This window comes from Allorhizobium sp. Av2 (assembly GCF_021462805.2).
Lineage (GTDB): Bacteria > Pseudomonadota > Alphaproteobacteria > Rhizobiales > Rhizobiaceae > Allorhizobium > Allorhizobium vitis_G.
Map to the genome: position 1 here is coordinate 2,092,835 of NZ_CP192696.1, position 23,884 is coordinate 2,116,718.

General features: G+C 58.3%; 16 protein-coding genes. 8 read left to right on the top strand and 8 right to left on the bottom strand.

Annotated elements, in window-relative coordinates; genetic code table 11:
* Positions 1 to 1,063: 1,063 nt before the first annotated feature.
* Together rpoD and dnaG are read right to left on the bottom strand one after the other, a co-directional pair.
* Positions 1,064 to 3,109, bottom strand: a complete 2,046-nt coding sequence (gene rpoD, locus FS819_RS10025) for an RNA polymerase sigma factor RpoD (protein WP_015916648.1) — start codon at positions 3,107 to 3,109, stop codon at positions 1,064 to 1,066.
* 686 nt (positions 3,110 to 3,795) lie between these two features.
* The gene (gene dnaG / locus FS819_RS10030; protein ID WP_156546524.1) at positions 3,796 to 5,820 is read right to left on the bottom strand and encodes a DNA primase; all 2,025 of its coding nucleotides are present in this window, start codon (positions 5,818 to 5,820) and stop codon (positions 3,796 to 3,798) included.
* A 370-nt stretch (positions 5,821 to 6,190) separates the two neighbouring features.
* Between dnaG and FS819_RS10035 the strand changes: the two genes are divergently transcribed.
* Together FS819_RS10035 and bioB are read left to right on the top strand one after the other, a co-directional pair.
* A complete protein-coding gene (locus FS819_RS10035; RefSeq protein ID WP_498724440.1) occupies positions 6,191 to 6,703 on the top strand; it encodes a biotin transporter BioY in 513 nt (170 codons plus the stop codon).
* Positions 6,700 to 7,686 (top strand): biotin synthase BioB, encoded by a 987-nt coding sequence (gene bioB / locus FS819_RS10040; RefSeq protein WP_156546528.1) that lies wholly within the window; start codon positions 6,700 to 6,702, stop codon positions 7,684 to 7,686. The genes FS819_RS10035 and bioB overlap by 4 nt, the downstream gene beginning before the upstream one ends.
* A 92-nt stretch (positions 7,687 to 7,778) precedes the next feature.
* Here bioB and FS819_RS10045 read toward each other — a convergent pair whose 3' ends face one another.
* Positions 7,779 to 8,234: a GatB/YqeY domain-containing protein gene (locus tag FS819_RS10045; protein ID WP_070148865.1), complete on the bottom strand. Its 456-nt coding sequence runs from the start codon at positions 8,232 to 8,234 to the stop codon at positions 7,779 to 7,781.
* Positions 8,235 to 8,572: 338 nt separating this feature from the next.
* Between FS819_RS10045 and carA the strand changes: the two genes are divergently transcribed.
* A complete protein-coding gene (gene carA, locus FS819_RS10050) occupies positions 8,573 to 9,793 on the top strand; it encodes a glutamine-hydrolyzing carbamoyl-phosphate synthase small subunit (RefSeq protein ID WP_070164242.1) in 1,221 nt (406 codons plus the stop codon).
* Positions 9,794 to 9,891: 98 nt separating this feature from the next.
* Here carA and FS819_RS10055 read toward each other — a convergent pair whose 3' ends face one another.
* Together FS819_RS10055 and FS819_RS10060 are read right to left on the bottom strand one after the other, a co-directional pair.
* Positions 9,892 to 11,289, bottom strand: coding sequence for an MATE family efflux transporter (locus FS819_RS10055; protein WP_156546530.1), 1,398 nt, complete (start codon positions 11,287 to 11,289; stop codon positions 9,892 to 9,894).
* 241 nt (positions 11,290 to 11,530) lie between these two features.
* Positions 11,531 to 12,433 carry a LysR family transcriptional regulator gene (locus FS819_RS10060; RefSeq protein WP_156546532.1) on the bottom strand — a complete coding sequence of 301 codons (903 nt, stop codon included), beginning with the start codon at positions 12,431 to 12,433 and terminating at the stop codon, positions 11,531 to 11,533.
* A 103-nt stretch (positions 12,434 to 12,536) separates the two neighbouring features.
* Here FS819_RS10060 and FS819_RS10065 point away from each other — a divergent pair, with 103 nt between their 5' ends.
* A complete protein-coding gene (locus FS819_RS10065) occupies positions 12,537 to 13,526 on the top strand; it encodes an aldo/keto reductase (RefSeq protein WP_156546534.1) in 990 nt (329 codons plus the stop codon).
* A 6-nt stretch (positions 13,527 to 13,532) separates the two neighbouring features.
* Here the strand turns inward: FS819_RS10065 and ypfJ are convergent, their stop codons facing one another.
* The 3 genes from ypfJ to FS819_RS10080 form a co-directional block, all read right to left on the bottom strand.
* The gene (gene ypfJ / locus FS819_RS10070) at positions 13,533 to 14,429 is read right to left on the bottom strand and encodes a KPN_02809 family neutral zinc metallopeptidase (protein ID WP_156546536.1); all 897 of its coding nucleotides are present in this window, start codon (positions 14,427 to 14,429) and stop codon (positions 13,533 to 13,535) included.
* Positions 14,430 to 14,590: 161 nt separating this feature from the next.
* Positions 14,591 to 15,274 carry a glutathione S-transferase family protein gene (locus FS819_RS10075; RefSeq protein ID WP_156546538.1) on the bottom strand — a complete coding sequence of 228 codons (684 nt, stop codon included), beginning with the start codon at positions 15,272 to 15,274 and terminating at the stop codon, positions 14,591 to 14,593.
* 576 nt (positions 15,275 to 15,850) lie between these two features.
* Entirely contained in the window at positions 15,851 to 16,576 is a 726-nt protein-coding gene (locus FS819_RS10080) for a DUF1868 domain-containing protein (RefSeq protein WP_322192585.1), read from the bottom strand.
* A 289-nt stretch (positions 16,577 to 16,865) separates the two neighbouring features.
* Here FS819_RS10080 and carB point away from each other — a divergent pair, with 289 nt between their 5' ends.
* From carB to FS819_RS10100, 4 genes are all read left to right on the top strand, one after another.
* Positions 16,866 to 20,348 (top strand): carbamoyl-phosphate synthase large subunit, encoded by a 3,483-nt coding sequence (gene carB / locus FS819_RS10085; protein WP_156546542.1) that lies wholly within the window; start codon positions 16,866 to 16,868, stop codon positions 20,346 to 20,348.
* Between the two features lie 155 nt (positions 20,349 to 20,503).
* Entirely contained in the window at positions 20,504 to 21,769 is a 1,266-nt protein-coding gene (locus FS819_RS10090; protein ID WP_234624592.1) for a T6SS phospholipase effector Tle1-like catalytic domain-containing protein, read from the top strand.
* A 447-nt stretch (positions 21,770 to 22,216) separates the two neighbouring features.
* The gene (greA, locus tag FS819_RS10095; protein ID WP_015916662.1) at positions 22,217 to 22,693 is read left to right on the top strand and encodes a transcription elongation factor GreA; all 477 of its coding nucleotides are present in this window, start codon (positions 22,217 to 22,219) and stop codon (positions 22,691 to 22,693) included.
* A gap of 81 nt (positions 22,694 to 22,774) precedes the next feature.
* Positions 22,775 to 23,875: a glycosyltransferase family 4 protein gene (locus FS819_RS10100; RefSeq protein WP_156546546.1), complete on the top strand. Its 1,101-nt coding sequence runs from the start codon at positions 22,775 to 22,777 to the stop codon at positions 23,873 to 23,875.
* The last annotated feature ends 9 nt before the right edge of the window (positions 23,876 to 23,884 follow it).

Sequence of the window (23,884 nt, forward strand, 5' to 3'; positions counted from 1 at the left end):
GAAGGCGTTGATGCAGCAAGATCAGCCCCTTACCGCGCGGGCTTGCGGCGCGAGTTTTTGATAAAGCACACAAGGAGAGCGAGAATTTCGCCAAAGCAGCAATTTTTGCGCTGCATTATGCACAATCAATAAAATTATCCTTTTTCAAATCAGAATTTTCTCACCGGTGTACAGGATATTGGCGCGCGCCGGGCAAGCCCGGTTATTCTGGCGGGGCGATGACGGCCTCGCCGTCAACCGGACGACGCCACATGATACGGAAAAGGCCGGTCAGGAGAACAAAATGACATCTGCATCCGCCATAGCAGCCAGCATCCCACCAGCCCCCTAACGGACGGGATATTTGATTGCCGAGAACCCCGCGCCGCCCATTGCAAAACCCACCGTGGTCACCTCGTCTGCCGCCAGCGTTCCGTCTACCATCGCCGCCCTATCGGTCCGCGATACGTAAGCATTCGGCAGCGAGAGTTTGCCGGGTTCAGATTGAACCATAGGACACGGCGCAGACGTTTTGATATGCCGCTTACCCCCCTCTGCCTTGCCAGGCATCTCCCCCTCAAGGGGGGAGATCGGATAGACATAGCCTCTTATGGTTGCCGATAGAGCGTGATTGCCGATGCGTTGGCAGTGATAATGTGACGCGAAAGTCCTAATCCAGGAGAAGAGACACTGATAATTCTGGCCACAAAAAACCGGCGTTTCCGCCGGATTTTTAACTCTTGTCTCTTCGCTAGACTTTGCCAGATCCAGATTGAACCACAGGATACGATGCAGACGTTTTGATATGCCGCTTACCCCCCTCTGCCTTGCCAGGCATCTCCCCCTCAAGGGGGGAGATCAGATGGTGGTGCATGCCGTTTCCCCATCAAGCCTGTTGCGAAATAGAATCGATTGTTATGCGCGTGAGAGGCCTGCTCCACGTCGATCTCCCCCCTTGAGGGGGAGATGTCCGGCAGGACAGAGGGGGGTAAACCCCGCTCCATCAGCAACCATCTTCCTCACCCTAAGATGCAAAAAACCCGGCGTTTCCGCCGGGTTTTCAACTTTTGTCTCTTGGCTAAGCTTAGCTGTCCAGGAAGCTGCGCAGTTTGCGGCTCCGGCTTGGATGCTTGAGCTTGCGCAGGGCCTTGGCTTCGATCTGGCGGATACGTTCGCGGGTGACCGAGAACTGTTGGCCGACTTCTTCCAGCGTGTGGTCGGTGTTCATGCCGATGCCGAAGCGCATGCGCAGCACGCGCTCTTCGCGTGGCGTCAGCGAAGCCAGCACGCGGGTGGTGGTTTCGCGCAGGTTGGCCTGGATGGCGGCATCGATGGGCAGCAGTGCGTTCTTGTCCTCGATGAAGTCGCCGAGATGCGAATCTTCCTCGTCGCCCACAGGGGTTTCGAGCGAGATCGGCTCCTTGGCGATTTTCAGCACCTTGCGGACTTTTTCGAGCGGCATGGCCAGCTTTTCAGCCAGTTCTTCAGGTGTCGGTTCGCGGCCAATTTCGTGCAGCATCTGGCGCGAGGTACGAACGATTTTGTTGATCGTTTCGATCATATGCACCGGAATACGGATCGTACGGGCCTGGTCGGCAATCGAGCGGGTGATTGCCTGCCTGATCCACCAGGTCGCATAGGTGGAGAACTTATAGCCGCGCCGATATTCGAACTTATCGACCGCCTTCATCAGGCCGATATTGCCTTCCTGGATCAGGTCAAGGAATTGCAGGCCGCGATTGGTGTATTTCTTGGCAATCGAAATAACCAGACGCAGATTGGCCTCAACCATTTCCTTCTTGGCGATCCGGGCTTCGCGTTCGCCCTTCTGCACCATGGAAACGATACGGCGGAATTCGGCGATGGAAATGCCGGTTTCGGTCGCCAGATTCTGGATTTCCTGACGGATTTCCCGGATCGTATTGTTTTCCTCGCGGGCGAAATCCTTCCAGCCGCGGGCAGCAAGATTGCCGACTGACTTCATCCAGTTAGGATCAAGTTCTGCACCCTGATACTGCTCCAGAAAGCTGTCGCGCTTGACGCCGTAGCTTTCGGCCAGCCGCAACAGCCGGCCTTCGTTCTGCATCAGGCGCTTGGAAATGTCGTAAAGCTGCTCGACAAGGCTGTCGATACGGTTCTGGTTCAGCGACAGCGATTTGACCGCCGTGATCAACTGATCCTTCAGCTCCTTGTAGCGCCGCTCCTGGCCTGATGACAGCGTGCCGGCACAGGCCAGGCGCGCTTCTACCTGCTGGTCCTGCAACTTGCGCAGCTTCTTGTAGGTATCGGCGATCAGGTCGAGGGTTTCCATGACCTGGGGCCGCAACTCGGCTTCCATGGCGGCCAGCGAAAGATTGGACTCGTCTTCGTCCTCTTCCTCTTCTTCCGGCATTTGCATGTCGCCGCCGACATTGGTGATGTCGTCTTCGCTGGAACGGACCCGGCGGGTCTTTTCCTTTTCCTCGGCAGCCTTGCGGTCCGCTTCGATTTTTTCCGGGCTCTGGAATTGCGGCGCGGCCTTGGCCTCGGGACCGGAATAGGTGGTCTCGAGATCGATAATCTCGCGCAGCAGAGTCGTGCCTTCGTTCAGCTCGTCGCGCCAGATAATCAGCGCCTGGAATGTCAACGGGCTCTCACAGAGACCGGCGATCATCGTTTCGCGGCCAGCCTCGATGCGCTTGGCGATGGCGATTTCGCCTTCGCGCGACAACAGCTCCACCGAGCCCATTTCGCGCAGATACATGCGCACCGGGTCGTCCGTGCGGTCGGTCGGCTCTTTCTTCTTGGCTGTGGCAACAGCGGTATTGCCAGCAGGCGCCAGTTCGCCGCCTTCGCTTTCAGCTTCTTCGTCGTTATCGCTTTCTTCGGCCGCCGGATCTTCGGCGTCCTCGTCCTCGACGACGTTGATGCCCATGTCGGAAAGCATCGCCATGGTGTCTTCGATCTGCTCCGAGGTCACTTCCTCAGACGGCAGAACCGAATTCAACTCATCCATAGTGACGTAGCCGCGCTTCTTGGCGGCCTTGATCATTTTCTTGACCGCGTCATCCGAAAGATCGAGAAGCGGACCGTCGGTCGCGCCATCGCGCTCGTTCTCGGCTTCTTCGTTTTCCTTGACCTTGGTTGCCATGTATCTCGTCGCTTTCCCTGACGCTTCAATTTTCCGCAGTGCTGTCACGCGCCAGATGGGGCATAGCCTTGCACCGACCACTACGAATCACTGGTTATGACCTACAGCGTCATGCGCGGACCATACGCACGAAACACGCTGTAAAACCTTAAATGTGCAGCACAACTTCTCAAACCAGATGAGGCCGAAGAAAAACCATGCCTTAGATGCGAAACATTCCGTCAGCCTTGGTGCTTTCCTGAAGGAAATGGCACGTTGACCAAGCAATGTCTAATTCCCGGTTGACCACCACGGTTCCCGTCGATTTCGGTATAACTACACAAACAGGCGACGAAGCCCGCCAGCATAGACCCGGCGCAACCTGCGTCACCTTGTTTTTTCGTTTGACCGTGATTCCCACAATTTATCGATACGTCAAGCCTTTTAAAGCGATTGTGCCTGTTGATATCGCGAAAAAACCATTCATCTCGCTCTACGCTCCTTATCCAAACGCCTCCACACTCGCCACAAGTGGCAGGGAGCCATTCAATCGTCACGTCATTAACCTGTCCTTTTGGAACATCCTTTCGGGACAGGCACGGCCTCGATCTCAGGAACATTACCCGGTTTGAACTGAAATCTAGGCACTCACGCCGCCGATACAAGGGGCGCGGTTGGTATCTGCCATAACAAAGCTTGCAAAACCGTTATGAATTGTGACCGTAAGCCGGTCCCTTGACGCGCCCCGACATCACGCCAAAGCCATCGATGATCGCTTCCTGGTTCTCCATCCGAACGATTTCCAGCTGCACTTCCTGCAAAACCGACATCAGCCCATCGATCCGCCCGGCATCATCGGCTTCGGTCGCCTCGGCAATCTCGCGTTCCAGTTCGATGCGCTGGCGGCGCAGCGCCTTGGCGCGCTTATGCAATGACAGCGCCTGGGTATAGCCCTCGCGGGCATCTTCCAGCGCCGCCACCGTCGTTGCCGTCCACAGTCTGGCATTGCGGATCTGCTGGTCCAGCGCCTTCAACAGCGCATCGAAGCCGCCCGACATCAACCGCTCATATAGATCCTCACGGGTCAACTGCGCACCGGTTTGCGCAACAGCGGTCAGCACCGCCGGCCAAAGCCGTTGCAGATCACGGCTGTCGAAATCGATGCAGGAAATCTCGTCATAATCCTCCTGCAACAATTGCGGATGATTGACTATGGTCAACGCCAACACGCTTTCGCGCAGGCTGGGCTGGTCGTGGCTGCGGCTGACCATGCCCGACCGCGTCAGCCGGTCGGAGGCAACCGTGCTGCCGGGACGCTGCGCACCCGGCGCGCCGCGACCACCCCCATTGTTTTGAAACCGGCCATTGCCGGGCCGGCTGCCGGTAAAGCCACCACCGCCACGCTCGAAATTGCCGCGCCCGGCACGGGTAGCTCCCTGCCCCTGGAAGAACCCATAAAGCCGGTCCCTGACATTCTGCTGATAGTGGCGGCGCACATTCTCATCGGCAATGATATTGACGATCTGCTTTAACCGCGCCTCAAGCTCGGCGCGCTGCTCCGGCGTGTCAAAGCGGCCCTGGCCGGTCTCCCTCACCCAGACCATTTCATCCAGAGAGCGGGCCTCGGCCAATACCCGGTCAAAGGGCGCGCGACCATCCTGCTTGACCAGATCATCGGGGTCCTTGCCATCCGGCAGCATGGCAAAGCGGACGCTTTTTCCGGGCTTCAGATGCGGCAGGGCGAGATCAACGGCGCGAAACGCCGCCCGCTGCCCAGCGCCATCGCCATCGAAACACAGGACCGGCTGCGGCGTCATTTTCCACATCAGCTCCAGCTGATTTTCGGTCAGCGCCGTGCCGAGTGGCGCAACGGCATTTTCGACGCCTGCCTGATAGAGCGCGATCACATCCATATAGCCTTCGACGGCAATGATCGTCTCTGCGCCATCGGCGCCCTGAAGCGTCCGTCTGGCGCGGGAGAAATTATAGAGGACATTGCCCTTGTGAAACAGTTCCGTCTCGTTGGAATTCAGATATTTGGCTGGCGCATCCGGCGACATCGCCCGACCGCCAAAAGCAATTACTTTTTCGCGGGACGACAGGATGGGAAACATGATCCGGTCACGGAATCGGTCATAGGATACCGGAATATCCGGCCCATGCACCACCAGCCCGCAGGCCTCGATCTGCTCCTTCGGCACGCCTTTTCCGGCCAGATGTTCCTTCAACGCGTTGCGGCTTTCCGGCGCATAGCCCAGCCGGAAAGTCTCGATGGTGCGGCCCGACAGGCCACGCTCCCGAAGGTAAGCCCGCGCCTTGGCACCCAGGGCTGCCTGTAACTGATCCTGGAAGAACAGGGTGGCCATTTCCATGACGTCCTGAAGGCTGGTGCGCTCACGCTCACGCTCTATGTCGCGTACATCCACCTTGGGCATGGCGATACCGGCCATGTCGGCAATCCGCTCAACGGCCTCCGGAAAGCTCAGTCCTTCCAGATCGGTCAGAAAGCGAAAATGATCACCGGAAACACCACAGCCGAAGCAATGGTAACGGCCCTTGCGATCCTCACAGTGAAAGCTCGGGCTTTTTTCGCCGTGGAACGGGCAGCAGGCCCAGTAGTCGCCGCGCGACACGTTGGTTTTCTTTCGATCCCACGGCACGCGCGCGCCAATCACGGCCGAAATCGGCACGCGGTCGCGGATCTCGTCGAGAAAGTCGTTTGAAAAGCGCATTGGGCAACCTTGAGGAATGATCTGGTTATATAGGAGGTATAAAAGGCAAGCGCCACGGCTTTCATGGGATGTGCCCGCTATTCACATGTGCTTTCCCCTTTGCGCCCTCCATGCTCCAGCGTCTGCAGTCCCTTTCCGGCCTTTGGCCCAGTATTAAGGGAATTCCCAGCCCAAAATGAGGGAAATCCCCGGGCCTCAAAATGAGCCAACGGCTCCCAAGGAGCAAGCGTTGGGATTGACAATAAGCCCAGGCTCGATATTTTATCGATAATTTTCCAAAATAGACAAAAAAATTGGAGACGACATGGACATTTCTCTTCTTTCTCGAACCAATAAGAATAAATTTTCAATTTTTATCGATAAAATAATTATTGTTTCGGTCGGCGTGCTGTTGATGACCTTGGCGGCCAAAGTGCAGATCCCCTTCTGGCCGGTCCCAATGACACTGCATACCTTTGCGGTGATGGCGTTCGCGCTGATCCTTGGGCCGCAGTTGTCACTGACCATCTTCACCACCTATCTGGCCGTCGGTGCTGTAGGTACGCCCGTATTTTCCGGCTCACCGGAACGCGGCATCGGGCTCGCCTATATGATGGGGCCAACCGGCGGCTATCTTGCCGGATACTGGCTGGCGGCCTGGCTCACCGGCATGATCGGCCATGGACGCGGGCTGGTGATGCGCCTTGTCGCAAACTTTGCCGGGCTGGCATTGGTCTATGCCGCAGGCCTCACATGGCTTGCCTTCTTCGTTCCTGCCGCGACATTGCTGGGCGTTGGCCTCATGCCCTTTATCGGTGGTGACGTGGTGAAATGTGTGCTTGCGGCGCTGATCGCCAGCCAGTGGCCATCAAAGGCAAAACGCTTGCAGGAGACGGAGCAATGAGTGGCGTGGCGTGCGAAATTCGTCATGACTGGAGCGTGGAAGAGATCGTCACCCTTCACAATCTGCCCCTTCTGGAATTGATCGGCCATGCCAACGCTGTCCATGGCCGCCACCACGACCCGAACGCCGTCCAGAAGGCAAGCCTGCTGTCGATCAAGACTGGCGGCTGCCCGGAAGACTGCGCCTATTGCCCGCAATCGGCCCATCACCGGGAGGTGAAGCTGACGAAGGATCGCCTCATGCAGCCAGACAGCGTGCTGGCGCTTGCAAAACGGGCGAAGGATGCCGGTGCCGAGCGCTTCTGCATGGGGGCAGCGTGGCGACAGGTGCGCGATGGCAAGGAGTTTGACGCGGTACTGACGATGGTGCGCGGCGTTCGCGATCTCGGCATGGAAGCCTGCGTGACACTCGGCATGCTGGAAAAGCACCAGGCTGAGAAACTGGCCGAGGCCGGATTGACAGCTTACAACCATAATCTGGACACCAGTCCCGAATTTTACGGTGAGATCATCACCACCCGCAGCTATGCAGACCGGCTGGAAACCCTGTCCATCGTCCGCTCTTTCGGCATCGACCTCTGTTGCGGCGGGATTATCGGCATGGGCGAGACCATCCGTGATCGCGCCTCCATGCTCCAGGTCCTGGCATCGATGCGCCCGCATCCGGAAAGCGTCCCGATCAACGCGCTGGTGCCTGTGGAGGGGACACCGCTTGCCGCCATGCCGCGGATCGATCCGCTGGAACTGGTGCGCATGGTGGCGACGGCGAGGATCGTCATGCCGAGATCCACGGTTCGCCTGTCGGCTGGGCGCTCGACACTAAACAGGGAAGCGCAAATTCTTTGCCTGGTCTCCGGTGCCAACTCAGTCTTCTACGGCGATACGCTGCTGACCACGCCCAATGCCGGTATAGGAGAGGACGAGGCGCTGTTTGCCGCTATCGGCCCATTGCCACACAACGCTGCGCCACTTGCCGCTGAATAAAGAAAGCGAGAAGCTGCCATCGATATAAAGCGCTTTAGCGACCTGTCGTGCGCCATCTATGGCGCACAACGCTGTATACGGCGACTTCGGCCTTACTTTGTCAAAAGCTCTTTCACCACGCCGGAGGCCTTGGCGAAATCCATCTGACCGGCATAGCGTTCTTTCAAAGCGGCCATCACCTTGCCCATGTCGCGCACGCCTTCGGCGCTGATTTCGGTGATGATGCCAGAAATCGCTTCGCGGACTTTATCGTCATCCATCTGCTCGGGCATGAAGCCCTTGATAATCGCCACTTCCTCACGCTCCTGGGCGGCAAGCTCGGGGCGGGCATTGTCTTCATAGATCTTGGCCGATTCCTCGCGCTGCTTCACCAGCTTGGCCATCAGCTGGAGGATGTCGTCGTCGCTGGCCTCGGCCTTGCCCTCGCCGCGATTGGCGATATCGCGGTCCTTGATGGCCGATTGCACCAGGCGGATGGTGGAAAGCCGACGGCTGTCCTTGGCTTTCATCGCTTCCTTCAGCGCAGTCGTCAGATCCTCGCGTAGCATGTCTTCATCTCCTTGGGTGACTGTGGAGCCCCTGGCCGCCGTTCAAACGGCACCGTGGCTCGCTTCAGGCGTGGTGATACCCCTCCCGGAGGCTCCGCGCAATGCGGGGGTCTTTCAAGACTTCAAGGGAAAACACCTCTTTTACCTGAGGAACAATTGACCCGGCCCACGCTTCTCGTCTATGTACCATCGCCTGCACAGACATCGACATCAGGTTCCCGCACGCGCATCCTCTTGCTGCGCGAGGACCCTTGGCACAACTAGATACTGGCACATACAGATAGCCACGCGCCGCCGGTTTGCATCGGCCGGGGCAAGCGGCTGGAAAAGGAACGGATATGACCGCAACATCGCCATTGCCCACCGCAGCCTGGACAACAACCAAGCCGACAGCGCTTCTGGTTCTGGCTGACGGCACCGTCATCGAAGGTCAGGGCGTCGGCGCCACCGGCGATGTTCAGGCCGAGGTGTGCTTCAACACCGCGCTGACCGGCTATGAGGAAATCCTCACCGATCCCTCCTATCTCGGCCAGATCGTTACCTTCACCTTTCCCCATATCGGCAATGTCGGCACCAATGAGGAAGATATTGAAGACCTGACGCCCGCCGCCCGCCACGGCGCAGTCGGGGTGATCTTCAAGGCCGACATTACCGAACCATCCAATTTCCGCGCCACCAAGCATCTTGATGCCTGGCTGAAGGCGCGCGGCATGATCGGCCTGTCCGGCGTCGATACGCGGGCGCTGACCGCCTGGATTCGCGAAAACGGTGCGCCGAACGCGGTCATCGCCCATGACCCGAACGGCAATTTCGACATCGAGGCGCTGAAGGCCAAGGCTAAGGCCTGGAGCGGGCTGGAAGGTCTTGATCTTGCCAAGGTCGCCTCCTCCGGCCAGTCCTCGACATGGGGTGAAAAGCCATGGGTGTGGAACGAAGGCTTTTCGGAGCTGGCTGACAAGGATGCCGATTATCACGTCGTCTGCGTGGATTTTGGCGTGAAGCGCAATATCCTGCGGCTGTTTACCGGCCTGAAATGCAAGGTCACGGTCGTGCCTGCCAATACCAGCGCCGAAGATATTCTGGCCTTGTCGCCGGATGGCATTTTCCTCTCCAATGGCCCCGGCGATCCGGCTGCAACCGGTGAATACGCCGTGCCGGTCATCAAGGAATTGATCAACACCGATATCCCGCTGTTCGGTATTTGCCTTGGCCATCAGATGCTGGGTTTGGCGCTGGGCGCCAAGACAGAAAAGATGCATCAGGGCCATCACGGCGCCAACCATCCGGTCAAGGATTTCACCACCGGCAAGGTGGAGATCGTCTCGATGAACCACGGCTTCGCGGTGGATTCGAAGTCCCTGCCGGAAGGCGTTGAAGAGACTCATATTTCGCTGTTTGACAACACCAATTGCGGCCTGCGCCTGACCGGCAAGCCGGTGTTTTCCGTCCAGCACCACCCGGAAGCCTCGCCCGGCCCGCAAGACAGCCACTATCTGTTCCGCCGCTTCATCAACATGGTACGCGAGAAGAAGGGCGAACCGGCTTTGGCCGAGCGCTGAACCACAGATTATAGCCCATAAAAAAACATAAGCCGACCAATCACTTGGTCGGCTTATTTGATTCTCATGCAGAACCTTATAATACGGGTAGAACAGCTTTACCGGCTCATCATCCGCATTTCGTGGCGAAGCCGTAGCCAGAACCGCAGCCCCATCATGACAGCGGCGCTGGAAAGCCCGATCAGGAAACCAAACCAGACGCCAAGACCGCCCATACCTAAGGGAAAAGCCATGAACCAGGCCAGGCCGAAACCAATTGGCCAATAGGAAATCAGCGCCAGGATCATCGGCACGCTGGCATCCTTCAGGCCACGCAGCAGCCCGGTAGCAACCGCCTGCATGCCATCGACCAGCTGGAAAATACCGGCGACCACCACCAGCGGCGCTGCATAATCCAGCACCGCCGCCGCATCGCCCCGACCCCGGTCGAGGAACATTCCACTCAATTCGTTGGAAAAAAAGAAGAACAGCAACCCGCCGATCACCGAGATCAGGGCTGCCATGCAGACAACCGTGATGGAGGCCCGTACCACATCGGTAAAATCGCCGCGTCCATGGGCAACGCCGATCCGCACGGTGGCGGCCTGCGCCAGCCCCAGCGGGATCATGAAGGCGATGGAGGCCAATTGCAGGGCAATGCCATGCGCGGCCAGCTCAATCGTGCCAATGCTGCCCATCAGCAGGGAGGCAGCCGTAAACAGGCTGACTTCAGCCAGCACCGTCACGCCAATCGGCAGGCCAAGCTTGATCACATCGCGCAGCGCATCCCAATCGGGCCGCCAGAAGCGCACGAACAATTCGTATTTCCGGGTGACGCTGTTGAAGTGCAGATAGAGACCCATGACGATCATGGCGAAGACATTGACCGAAACCGCCACCCAGGCAGCCCCCAGAATGCCAAAAGCCGGAAAGCCGAAATGGCCCAGCACAATGCAGTAAGCCAGGGCGGCATTCAGCAGCAAGGTGGCGATGGTGATATAGAGGACGATCTGCGCCCGCCCGATGGCGCTGACCAACGCCCGCATCACCGCAAACATCAACGCGACAGGCAGGCTCAGCCACATGATGCGGATATAGCTCGAGGCGAGCTCAACCACCTGCGGCACCTGCCCCAGGGCCAGCAGCACATCACGCGAGTAATGGAAGAGCGGCCAGGTCACCACGCTATAGGCGAGCGATACCCACAGCCCCATGCGAATGGAGCGGCGTGCCAGGCGCACATCGCCCTTGCCATAGGCATTGGCCACCATCGGCATAACTGCGATGGAAAAGCCGGAACCGAAAATAAACACTGTGAAGAAAAACTGCCCAGCCAGCACCAAAGCCGCCAGCGATTCGGCTCCCAGACGGCCGACAATCACCACATCGGTCGTGTGAATTGCCAGCTGCGCCAATTGCGCACCAGCCAGGGGAATGCCCAGCGCCAGCGTGGCGCGAACATGGCTAAGCCAGCTTTCAATAGGCGCGCTAAGGCGCTGGGACGAGGCATAAGTCATGAGAACTTCCAAAACGAAAAAAAGCCGCTTCCAGTCATGCTGGACGAGCGGCGGGATTTCAGCATCGTATACCGGACATGGCGCATACAGGTCAGCTGCTATGCATATTCTCTTCTCAACCGCTGAGCTGTGTGAGGAAATAATATGCAATTGCCTCGGTACGTCAAAGCCGTGACGTTTTCAAGACACAAGCAGATGCTTCAGAAAAACTCATCGTCTCATCACGGTTGTTGATGAGCGATCAACCGGGATCGCCATGCTGGCGGATATAATCGATAAAGACCCGCAGGGGCACGGGCATGTGGCGACGGCTGTGATAATAGAGGAAGGGACCGGAAAACTCATCCTCCCAATCGGTCAGTACCCGCTCCAGCCGTCCGGCATTCAAATCCTCGATCATGAAGTCCTCGAATGTGCGCATCATGCCAAGCCCAGCCCGCACGGCGGCCAGTTCCAGATCGACCGTTTCGGCGATCAGCCGGGGTGGCGGGGAGACATTGATCGCCTCGCCCTCACGCTCGAAATGCCAGTCATTCACCCGGCCACTGTTGAAACGATGTAGAATGGAGCGGTGATGGATCAGGTCGCGCGGATGATCCGGTCTGCCATACTGCGCAAGATAAGACGGGGCTGCCACGCAGACATAGCGCTGGCGGCGCGGACCGATAGGAACCGCGATCATATCCTGATGCAGCGCCTCTTCATAGCGAATGCCAGCATCGCAGCCTTCAGCCAGCACGTCGATCAAAGCATCATTGACCATCACCTCCAGCAGGATATCCGGATAGGCGGCCAGAAAGCCGTTGACAACTGGCGGCAGCACACACCGGGCGACAATGCCCGGCACATTGAGCCGCAATCGCCCGAAGGGTCGCTCGCGAAACTGATTGATATCGTCAAGTGCCAGTTCAATATCCGCCAGCGTCGGCGATAACCGTTCCAACAACCGCGCTCCGGCATCGGTCAGGGTCACGCTGCGGGTGGTGCGATTCAGCAGCCGCACGCCAACCCGCGCCTCCAGCCGCCGCATCGCCTCGCTCAATGACGAGGCCGAAACACCGCGCAACTTTCCGGCTGCGCGGAAGTTTCTCAACCGGGCAATGGTGGCGAAGGCATCGAGATCGGCAAGCGGTAGATCACTCATTGTGCATAATTCCAAACAACACATGCGGAATAAACAGGATTATCGCACAAAGCCAAACAGCGTAAACCTGGTTTCAGACAGACAGCAGAAAAGGAAACTGGATATGCAAACGGTAAAACTTGGAAAATCCGGCCCTCAGACCTCGCGCCTTGGATTGGGATGCATGGGCATGTCGGGCATGTATGGGCCTGCCGATCGTACGGAAAGCCTCGCCACTCTGCATGCCGCCATCGATGCCGGAGTGACGCTGATCGATACTGGCGATTTCTACGGCATGGGCCACAATGAAATGCTGATTGGAGAAGGGCTGAAGGGTGGCCTGCGCGACAAAATGCAGATCAGCGTCAAATTCGGCGCTCAGCGCGACCCGGCGGGCGGCTGGATCGGGTACGATGCACGTCCATCGGCAGTAAAGACGGCGCTGGCTTACACATTGCAACGGCTAGGCACCGACCATATCGATATCTACCGCCCGGCCCGGCTCGATCCCAATGTGCCGATTGAAGAGACCATCGGCGCCATCGCAGAGATGGTCCAGGCTGGCTATGTCAAGCATATCGGCCTGTCGGAAGTCGGCGCAGATACGATCCGGCGGGCAGCAGCCGTCCATCCGATCGTTGACCTGCAAATCGAATATTCGCTGATCTCGCGTGGCATCGAGGACAGTATCCTGCCGACCTGCCGGGAACTCGGAATCGGCATTACCGCCTATGGGGTTCTGTCGCGCGGGCTGATCAGCGGCAACTGGACCGCACCAACGGCACCAACGGATTTCCGCGCCCATTCGCCACGCTTCCAAGGCGAGAATGCCAACCACAATCTGGCGCTCGTCGAAGCCCTGACACAGGTCGCGACCTCAAAAGGCATGACCACAGCGCAAGCCGCCATTGCCTGGGTGCTGGCCAAGGGCGAGGATATCGTCCCGCTGATAGGTGCCCGCCGCCGCGACCGATTGACGGAATCGCTTAGCGCCCTCGACTTTACCCTGTCACAGGAGGATATCGCTGCCCTTGAAACCGCAGTCCCCAAGGGCAGCGCCGCCGGTTCCCGCTATGCAGAGGCGCAAATGGCGCATCTGGACAGCGAAAAGTAACCGCCATCAGATCGGGCCGGAAAAGGTGTCGCAGGCATCCATCCGGCCCTGGTCATAGCCTTTCTTGAACCATTTCATCCGCTGTGCGGCGGAGCCATGGTTGAAGCTCTCAGGCACGACATAGCCCTGGGACCGCTTTTGAATCGTATCGTCGCCAATCTGCTGAGCTGCATTCATCGCTTCCTGAAGATCGCCTGCCGAGAGCAATCCCTGCTGATCGGCCTTCCGGCCCCAGATCCCGGCAAAGCAATCAGCCTGCAATTCGACGCGGACCGACATCCGATTGGCGTCGGCGGCACTCATCGAGCTGCGCATCTGGTTGAATTTCGGCAGGATGCCGGTCAGGTTCTGGACGTGGTGGCCGACTTCATGAGCGATCACATAGGCCTGGGCAAAATCGCCGGAGGCCTGGAACCGCTTGGATAGCTCCGTGAAAAACGCGGTATCGAGATAGATACGGCGATCTCCAGGGCAGTAGAAAGGCCCGGTCGCCGCAGAGGCAGCGCCACAGGCAGAGGGATATTGACCGGAAAACAGCCGCAGCTTTGGCATTTCATAGGTTGCGTCGCGCTCTTGAAATGCGGTGGTCCAGACATCCTCGGTAGACGCCAGCACTCGGCTCACGAATACTTTCATGTCCGCCTGTTCTGGCGTGTCACTGACCTGCTGCTGCGAAGAAGATGGCGCGGACCCACTGCCCTCCTCCAGCAATTGCAACATATCGATGCCCATCAGGCGAAGACCGAAATAGATCAGCACCAGAATGATGATGGTGGAAAAACTCAAACCCCGCCCGCGGCCGCCAATCGGCAGCCGGATGCCGCGCCGGCCAAAGCCGCCGCCGCCTGATGCACCCCTGACATCCTCGAGATTTTCGGACTGACGACGCCCATCCAGTTCCATCGGTTCTCTCCCCGGCCGCATTGCAGAACGCCCATGTTCAGCAAAAACTGCCGCCGTGCAACAGCAACGGCGGCAGGCTGGTAACGGCTTGAGCCCAACAGTGTTCCAAACACTCTTAAGCCCAACAGTGTTCCAAACACTGGGTTTGAAGAAAAAGGCGGTCAGGTCTTGGAGAACATATAAGCTCCGCCGCGTTGCAGGGCGCGCTGATAGGCCGGCCTGGCGCGGATTGTGGAAAGATAGGAACGAAGGATGGTAACATCGCCCGTATCGCCGGAAATCGACAGCACCGATTCCACCGGGAAGCTCATGGCGATATCGGCGGCGGTAAAGTCCGTCCCGGCAAAAAAGCCGTCCTTGCGCAATTCCGCCTGCCAGAAGGCCAGATGCTCAGCGATCTGCGGATCGATCATCTTGCCGCAAACGCCATCGGAAATCCGCTTAGCCACTCCGCGCAATAGAAACGGCATCTGCTTGGACAACCGGGAGAATACCAGCTTCAAGATCAGAAGGGGCATGGCCGAGCCTTCGGCATAATGCAGCCAGTAACGGTAACGCAGGAAAGCGTCGCTGCCCGGTGCCGGACGCAAAACCATCTTGCCATTGGTATCGGCGCCATAGGTGTCGATCAGATATTCGATAATGGCGCCGCTTTCGGCGAAGATCCGGCCATTGTCTTCGATGACAGGCGATTTCCCCAGCGGATGCACGGCCTTCAATGCCGCCGGTGCATGCATATCGGCGCCGCGCTTGTAGGTTTTCACCTCATAAGACAATCCCAGCTCTTCCAGCAGCCAGAGAATGCGGTGCGCCCTGGAATGCTCCAGATAATGGACGGTAATCATGGGCAGGTCTCCTGGCTTATATCGGTTGCCTGGGCAAATAGGCCGTAGCCAGAGCATTTCCAGGAAAAGTGTGAAACGGTTTTACATGCGCAAACGCGATGGATTAAAAAATGTCTCATGAAAATACCTTGGATTTTTAAAATCTGCTGTCATGCCCCTGGCATGTGCCAGGGCCGGCCCCAGGCATCTGCCAGAACCAGCAAGGAACATGACGAAAATCAGGCTGCACGCCTTGCCATGGCAAGTCGATAGCCAATTTTGCAACCCTGACAGAGCGTTAAAAAATGCACTTCGCCTTGATGGCGCCATTAAAGAGAGGCAGCCAGGAGAAATGGTCGAGGACGGCGTCGGTTTCCCATAAATTCCCGTAGGATCAAATAGTTAAACAATCACCTCGTGGAGAATTTCCAAAAAAATCCGAGACCAGAGGAGCATAGAGATGTCGCAAAACGGCGGCAGACTCTGTTTGCGAAAAGCATAAAAACCCCATGGCATCGATCTGGAAAAGCCAACAGGGTTTCAGATACCTGCGACGCGAAAACGATACAACATCGTATTGCTTAACCGTCGCTTTTTTTAGTCGATATGACCCTGCAATACGATCAGTTCTTCGAAATGCTTCATATCGTTAAAGGCACAGAAAGCCGGAGGATCAAGAGCGATATCCTCAAATTGCTCCAGAAACTCTTCTCGCGCCATCTCCAGCATGGCCTGCCACTGAAAAAGGGCCGCCTCTGAAAATGGCCTGATGACATAGGCAAAGGTGATATGAAACTCGTAAGTCTCATGGTCGGGATGGCGATAGCCGAGCAGATCCGCCAGCCTGTCGCGCCACTGCGCCAAGGCCCGGCGATCCGCCTCACCCACTGGCTCCAACCGAAGCCCCGTCGGTAGCATCCGGGCAATCTTCATGCGAAAATCCGGCCCGGGCGTAAAATGCATCAGCCTTTGCGCGAGGATTTCCGTCATGTCGTCGATTGGCGCATCCAGCGGCAGATCCTTTGGCCAGAAACCGGCGGTGCGGCGATGTTCGATAATGCCTTGAAACAGGGTCATATGCAGGCTGGAGGCAGGGGTAACGGCCAGATGGTCAGCCTCCGGCATTTGCTTATAGCGCTCCTGCAAGGCGACAATCGCCTTCTGGCTTTCACTTCCCGGGCGAAGATGGCAGACAATCGTGTTGCCCGGTTCGGGTAGGAAATTACCTTCCGCATCGAAACGGATGCCGAGACGTTTCGATGGCCCGGAGCGGCCGGCCGCAGAGAAACGGATGAGGTCGGACGACAGTTGCGTCTGCGGCATGAGGGCCATCTCCTTTGAAACCGAACAGGTTTCCTACAGCGTCTGCGCAAATGGCATGTGACAAAACGGTCCATTTCTCACTGTAATGTCCCAGGGGAAATTGCAGGACCACATCCCCGCCGCGCCTGCCCTTCACTTATCCGTAGAAAAAGCGAAAACGGGGGTTCCGCTGATCGCCACAATTCCCTATAAGCCGCTTCTAGCCTGAAATACCATGGATCTGCGCCCGACCGGTGATGCCCCTCACCTTGGCCGGTTTTTCGCGCAGGTGAAGAGATCGGATAGAGACATGCCAAAGCGCCAAGACATTAAATCCATCCTCATCATCGGCGCTGGACCGATTGTCATCGGCCAGGCATGCGAATTCGATTATTCCGGCACCCAGGCCTGCAAGGCGCTGAAGGAAGAAGGCTACCGGGTCATTCTGGTCAATTCCAACCCGGCGACCATCATGACCGATCCGGGCCTCGCCGACGCAACGTATGTCGAGCCGATCACCCCGGAAGTGGTCGCCAAGATCATCGCCAAGGAACGCCCGGATGCGCTGCTGCCGACCATGGGTGGGCAGACGGCCTTGAATACCGCGCTCTCCCTGAAGCGGATGGGCGTGTTGGATCGCTACAATGTCGAGATGATTGGCGCCAAGCCTGCCGCCATCGACATGGCCGAAGACCGCGCCCTGTTTCGGGAAGCCATGGCCCGCATCGGCCTTGAGACGCCGAAATCCATGCTGGCCAATGCCACCGAGATCAAGGACGCCGACCGCAAGACCCATGAAATTGCTCGTAATGAGGTAAAGGCCCGGCTTTCCGGCGACGCGCTCGACAAGGCGCTGGATGAGCTGGAAAACCAGTGGAACCTCGGCGAAACCGACCGCAAGCAGCGCTATATGAACCACGCGATGGCGGTGGCAGCCCAGGCGCTTGACGTTGTTGGCCTGCCCACCATCATCCGCCCGTCCTTTACCATGGGCGGCACCGGCGGCGGCATTGCCTATAACCGCTCGGAATTCTTCGAGATCATCGGCTCCGGCCTCGATGCCTCGCCGACGACAGAAGTGCTGATCGAGGAATCGGTGCTGGGTTGGAAAGAATATGAAATGGAAGTTGTCCGCGACAAGGCGGACAATTGCATCATCATCTGCTCCATCGAAAATATCGATCCGATGGGCGTCCATACCGGCGACAGCATCACCGTTGCCCCGGCTCTGACGCTGACGGACAAGGAATACCAGATGATGCGCAACGCCTCGATTGCGGTGCTGCGCGAAATCGGTGTTGAGACCGGCGGCTCCAACGTGCAGTTTGCGGTCAACCCCAAGGACGGCCGCCTCGTCGTCATCGAGATGAACCCACGCGTGTCGCGTTCGTCGGCGCTGGCCTCCAAGGCGACCGGCTTCCCGATTGCCAAGATCGCTGCCAAGCTGGCAGTTGGCTATACGCTGGACGAGTTGGACAATGACATTACCGGCGGCGCGACGCCTGCCTCCTTCGAGCCGTCGATTGATTACGTCGTCACCAAAATCCCGCGCTTTGCCTTCGAGAAATTCCCCGGTGCCGAGCCGACGCTGACCACTGCGATGAAATCGGTCGGCGAAGTCATGGCGATTGGCCGCACCTTCGCCGAATCCCTGCAAAAGGCGCTGCGTGGCCTGGAAACCGGCCTGACCGGTCTGGACGAAATCGAAATCCCCGGCCTTGGCCAGGGCGACGACAAGAACGCCATCCGCGCCGCCATCGGCACACCGACCCCGGACCGGCTGCGCATGGTGGCCCAGGCCTTGCGGCTCGGCATGTCGGAAGCCGAAGTGCATGAAGGCTGCAAGATCGATCCGTGGTTCATCGCTCAGTTGAAGGCAATCACCGATCTGGAAGCCCGCATCCGCGAACATGGCCTGCCCGAAGACGCTGAAAATCTGCGGATGCTGAAAGCCAAGGGCTTTTCCGATGCCCGCCTTGCCAGCCTGTCGGGCAAGCGTCCGAAGGAAGTGGCCGAGCTGCGCAATGGCCTCAATGTCCGCCCGGTCTTCAAGCGGATCGATACCTGTGCGGCCGAATTCGCGTCACCCACGGCTTACATGTATTCGACCTATGAGACGCCTTTCGTCGGCGCGCTGCGCTCGGAAGCGCAGGTGTCGGATCGCAAGAAAATCGTCATCCTCGGCGGTGGCCCGAACCGCATCGGCCAGGGTATCGAGTTCGATTATTGCTGCTGCCACGCCGCCTTCGCCCTGAAGGATGCCGGTTTTGAAGCGATCATGATCAACTGCAACCCGGAAACCGTCTCCACCGACTATGACACCTCCGACCGCCTGTATTTCGAACCGTTGACGGCGGAAGACGTTATCGAAATTCTGCGCGCCGAACAGGAAAAGGGTGAAGTGGTCGGCGTCATCGTGCAGTTTGGCGGCCAGACGCCGCTGAAACTGGCCGAAGCCCTGGAAAAGAACGGCATCCCGATCCTCGGTACCGCGCCTGACATGATCGATCTGGCCGAAGACCGCGACCGGTTCCAGAAGCTACTGATGAAGCTGGACCTCAACCAGCCCAACAACGGCATTGCCTATTCGGTCGAACAGGCGCGCCTTGTCGCCTCCGAAATCGGCTTCCCGCTGGTGGTGCGTCCGTCCTACGTGCTGGGCGGTCGGGCCATGCAGATCATCCACAATGAGAGCATGTTGCAGAGCTACCTGCTGGATACCGTGCCGGGCCTGGTGCCGGAAGCCATCAAGCAGCGGTATCCCAATGACAAGACGGGCCAGATCAACACCCTTCTCAGCAAGAACCCGCTGCTGTTCGATAGCTACCTCACCAACGCAATTGAGGTGGATGTCGATGCGCTGTGCGATGGCGAAAGTGTCTTCGTCTCCGGTATCATGGAGCATATCGAAGAGGCTGGTATCCATTCCGGCGACTCGGCCTGTTCGCTGCCGTCGCGCTCGCTGAGCAATGAGACTTTGGACGAGCTGGAGCGCCAGACAGCCGCCATGGCCAAGGCGCTGCATGTCGGCGGGTTGATGAATGTGCAATACGCCATCAAGGATGGGGTTATCTACGTTCTCGAGGTTAACCCACGTGCCTCGCGCACCGTGCCGTTCGTGGCAAAAACCATCGGCGCGCCGATTGCCAAGATCGCCGCCCGGATCATGGCCGGTGAAAAGCTGGATGCGGCGATTGCCGCTTACGGTGCCAAGCCCGATCCGCGCAACCTGAAGCACATTGCCGTCAAGGAAGCGGTGTTCCCGTTTGCCCGCTTCCCCGGCGTCGATACGCTTCTGGGGCCGGAAATGCGCTCAACCGGCGAGGTCATCGGTCTCGACACCAGCTTCGCGCTGGCCTTTGCCAAGAGCCAGCTGGGCGCCAGCGTCGAGCTTCCCCGTGACGGCTCGGTGTTCGTGTCGGTGCGCGATGAGGACAAGGTCCGCGTTCTGCCCGCCATCAAGCTGTTGACCTCAATCGGCTTCAAAGTTCTGGCCACCGGCGGCACGCAACGCTTCCTCGCCGAACAGGGCATAGAGGCGGTCAAGATCAACAAGGTTCTGGAAGGCCGCCCGCATATTGAGGATGCCATCCGCAACCGGCAGGTTCAACTGGTGATCAACACCACCGATAGCAACAAGGCGATCTCGGACAGCAAATCGCTGCGCCGCGCTGCCCTGATGCAGAAAGTGCCTTATTACACCACGATGGCCGGTGCGCTTGCCGCAGCCGAAGCCATCGAGGCGCTGAAAAAGGGCCAGTTGGAAGTTCGTCCGCTGCAAAGCTATTTCTGACAGCCCGTTCAATAATCGGCACATGGCCGTTCTTGAACAGACTGTGAGCGAATGCGACCAAAGGGTGAGGCTTTCCGCCTGACCCTTCAAAAGCCAGGGATGCTGCACCACGCTGATAATGCTATGAAAACCCCTTGATCTGGCAAGGGGACAGCGTGGGCAAAAACATCGTCATTCTGTTTGACGGCACGTCGAATGAAATTTCAGCCAGCCGAACCAATATCGTCAGACTGCTTGGCTGCCTGACCCGCAATGACGAGCAATTGGTCTATTATGAGCCGGGCGTCGGCACGTTCGGTGCAGACGACGCTTGGTTGCGACTTGCACGCCAATCCGCCGAAGTCTGGGGCCTGGCAACAGGCTGGGGTCTCGACCGCAATGTCAAGCGCGCCTACCGGTTTCTTGTTGAGAACTACCGCGCCGCACCGCGTGACGACGCCGGCAACACAATTGGCGAGGACGACAGGATCTACATCCTAGGCTTCAGCCGCGGAGCCTATAGCGCCAGGGTTCTGGCCGGTTTCATCAACAGCCTGGGCATTATTGCGCCGAATTTTCTCAATCTTGTGGACTACGCCTACCGGACCTATAAAACCATTCCCATAAGCGAGCGGCGCGGCGAAACGGCTGACATCGTCAGCCACTCGGCACCCTCCGCCTTCGCCGCCATGCGTCTTTATGAGCGGACATTGCGCGGCTACCGTCCGGCGATTGCCTTTCTCGGCCTGTTCGACACCGTATCGACGGTGATCAACCAGACACAGAGAGGTCTCACCTTCCAGACCTTTCCTTTCACGACCCGCAATCCAAGCGTGGCCGCTGTCCGCCAGGCCCTGGCCATTGATGAGCGGCGCACGATATTTCGACCGGTCTATTGGAAGTCCGGCCAGCCATTCTGGGGCAGCCCGTTCAAGCCGGAGGACCCGCATATGATCAAGCCTCAGGATTTCAAACAGGTCTGGTTTGCTGGCTCCCATGGCGATGTCGGCGGCGGCTATAGCGAAGCGCAGAGCGCGACGGCCAAGATTCCGCTGGCCTGGATGATCGCAGAAAGCAGGCCATTTGGGCTGCACTACGACGAAGACACTGTCCATGATATCGTCTATGGCGAGGATGACGACAACGACCATGTGAAGCTCGACCCACTGGCCCCGATCCATGATTCCATGACCTGGTCCTGGCTGCCGTTCGAGATCGTGCCGCGTCGCGTACCCTTTTCCTCCTGGCGCTGCCGGCCTCCCAAGGGCTGGTATCTGCCGCTCTGCGACCCTCGCTCTATCGAAAAAGGCAGCGTCATCCATCAATCCGTCATCGACCGGCTGGACCACCCATCAAGGACGACCCCCTACAGGCCACCCAATATGCCGCCGCCCGGCGATTACTCAATCGAGCCTTGGTCTACCAAGCCGATTGAAGATTGACCGGCAGAGCGCTCCATGAACCAAAACGAGACAGCCCCGCCTTCGCATTTACAAAAAATCATCCTTGATCGAAGGTTAACATCCACGCAGGCCGAATCATCGCATAGAGTTGAGCGTAGAACCGGCGATAGACGGCAGAGATAATGACCCCAAGGATGAAATACCTGCTTCTGGTCTTTGCGATTTCAATTGCGATGTGGCTTGTCGCCATTGCCCTTGTTAACGACATCTGGAAGCTTATATCAGCGCAGTGACACGGTTGCGCCTGGGCAGTTGTGCCGGATGGACAGATTGAAAATACGTCCATTCGAAATCTCTGGAAATTGACTGTTACAGTCTGCTATAATGTCACGAGTTGGATATGTGGCTGGTTCCGTAGCTTTGCTTCGGAACCTGTTTTATTTTCATGGCCACGCCATGCGGGCATGAAAGGTGAAGGAAGAGGACATGGTTGATAAGGTACCGATGACGCAGAACGGCTTCTCCAAGCTTCAGGAGGAACTGCGCTGGCGTCAACAAGAAGAACGTCCTCGGATCATTGAGGCCATTGCCGAAGCGCGCGCCCATGGCGACCTTTCGGAAAATGCCGAATATCATGCCGCCAAGGAAGCCCAGAGCCATAATGAAGGCCGGGTCTCCGAACTCGAAGATCTGACTGCGCGCGCGGAAGTCATCGATCTGTCGAAAATGTCCGGCTCGAAAATCAAGTTCGGCGCCACCGTCAAGCTGATCGATGAAGATACCGACGAGGAAAAAATCTACCAGATCGTCGGCGATCAGGAAGCCGATGTGAAGGCTGGGCGTATCTCGATTTCCTCGCCGATTGCCCGCGCCATGATTGGCAAGGAAGCCGGCGACAGTATCGAAGTCGTGGCTCCCGGCGGTTCCAAGGCTTACGAAATTATCGCGGTCAACTGGGGTTGATCTCCAGCCTCTGCTGTTGAAAAAGGCGCGCCTTGCAGGTGCGTCTTTTTTCTGTGAGCAGTAACCTGCACTGTAGCCGTGATGACGAAAGGTACCTGTTGCGTGCTTGATCCTGCTTCAATCCTTGTGGTGGCTCCTCATTTCAAGCGGCGACTTTCGGGCGTTACCTCCACCGTGGTGCAACTGATCCCGCAGCAGCGCCGCCGCGGACTGGCGATTGCCACGCTTGGCCCCGGCCTGCCGGACACCATGCCCGCGCTGTCTTTCGCACAAATGCCAGCCTTGTGGAAAAAGCCGCGCGGCGCTTCCCATCGCGTCTGGCATGCCCGGCGCAATCTGGAAATGTTGGCAGGCGTGGTGCTGCGCGATGTGCTGCGCATGCCGCTGAAACTGCTATTTACCTCGGCGGCCCAGCGTCACCACAGCCGCTATACCCGTTGGCTGATCTCGAAAATGGATGCCGTGGTCGCCACCAGCGCCCGCTCCGGCTCGTTTTTGCAGGTGCCGCATAGCGTCATCCGCCACGGTATCGACACCGAACTGTTTCATCCGCCGCAAGGTGCCGAGGACAGGATGCCAGCCACCAACCTGCCGGGCGATTATCTGATTGGCTGCTTCGGTCGGGTGCGCCATCAGAAGGGCACCGATCTGTTCGTCAAGGCGATGATTGAGCTTCTGCCACGCTATCCCGGCTGGACAGCCGTGGTCTCCGGCCGCGTCACCCCGGAACATAAGGGTTTTGCCGAGGGGCTGAAGGCGCAGATTGCCGCCGCCGGTCTGACCGAGCGGATCTTTTTTTTAGGCGAGGTCGAGGATATCAAACCATGGTATCGGCGGCTGACGCTCTATGTCGCGCCCTCGCGCAATGAAGGCTTCGGCCTGACACCGCTGGAAGCCATGGCGTCCGAGACCGTTGTGGTCGCCTCGGATGCCGGGGCCTATGCGGAACTGATCGCCGAAGGCGCAACCGGTGCCGTGGTTGCCGCCGACGCCTATGCACCGCTGCGTGACGCAATCGAGCCTTATCTGGCCGATCCCGGACGCGCCTGCCTGCATGGCAAGGCGGCCGTTGCCCATGTGCGGGAAAATTTTGCGTTGGCGAGAGAAGCGGCAGGGCTGGAGGCGGTCTATAGCCGGTTACTCGGCAGGCCGGTGATCGCGCCGCCCACGCCCCAACCATAAAGCCGACGC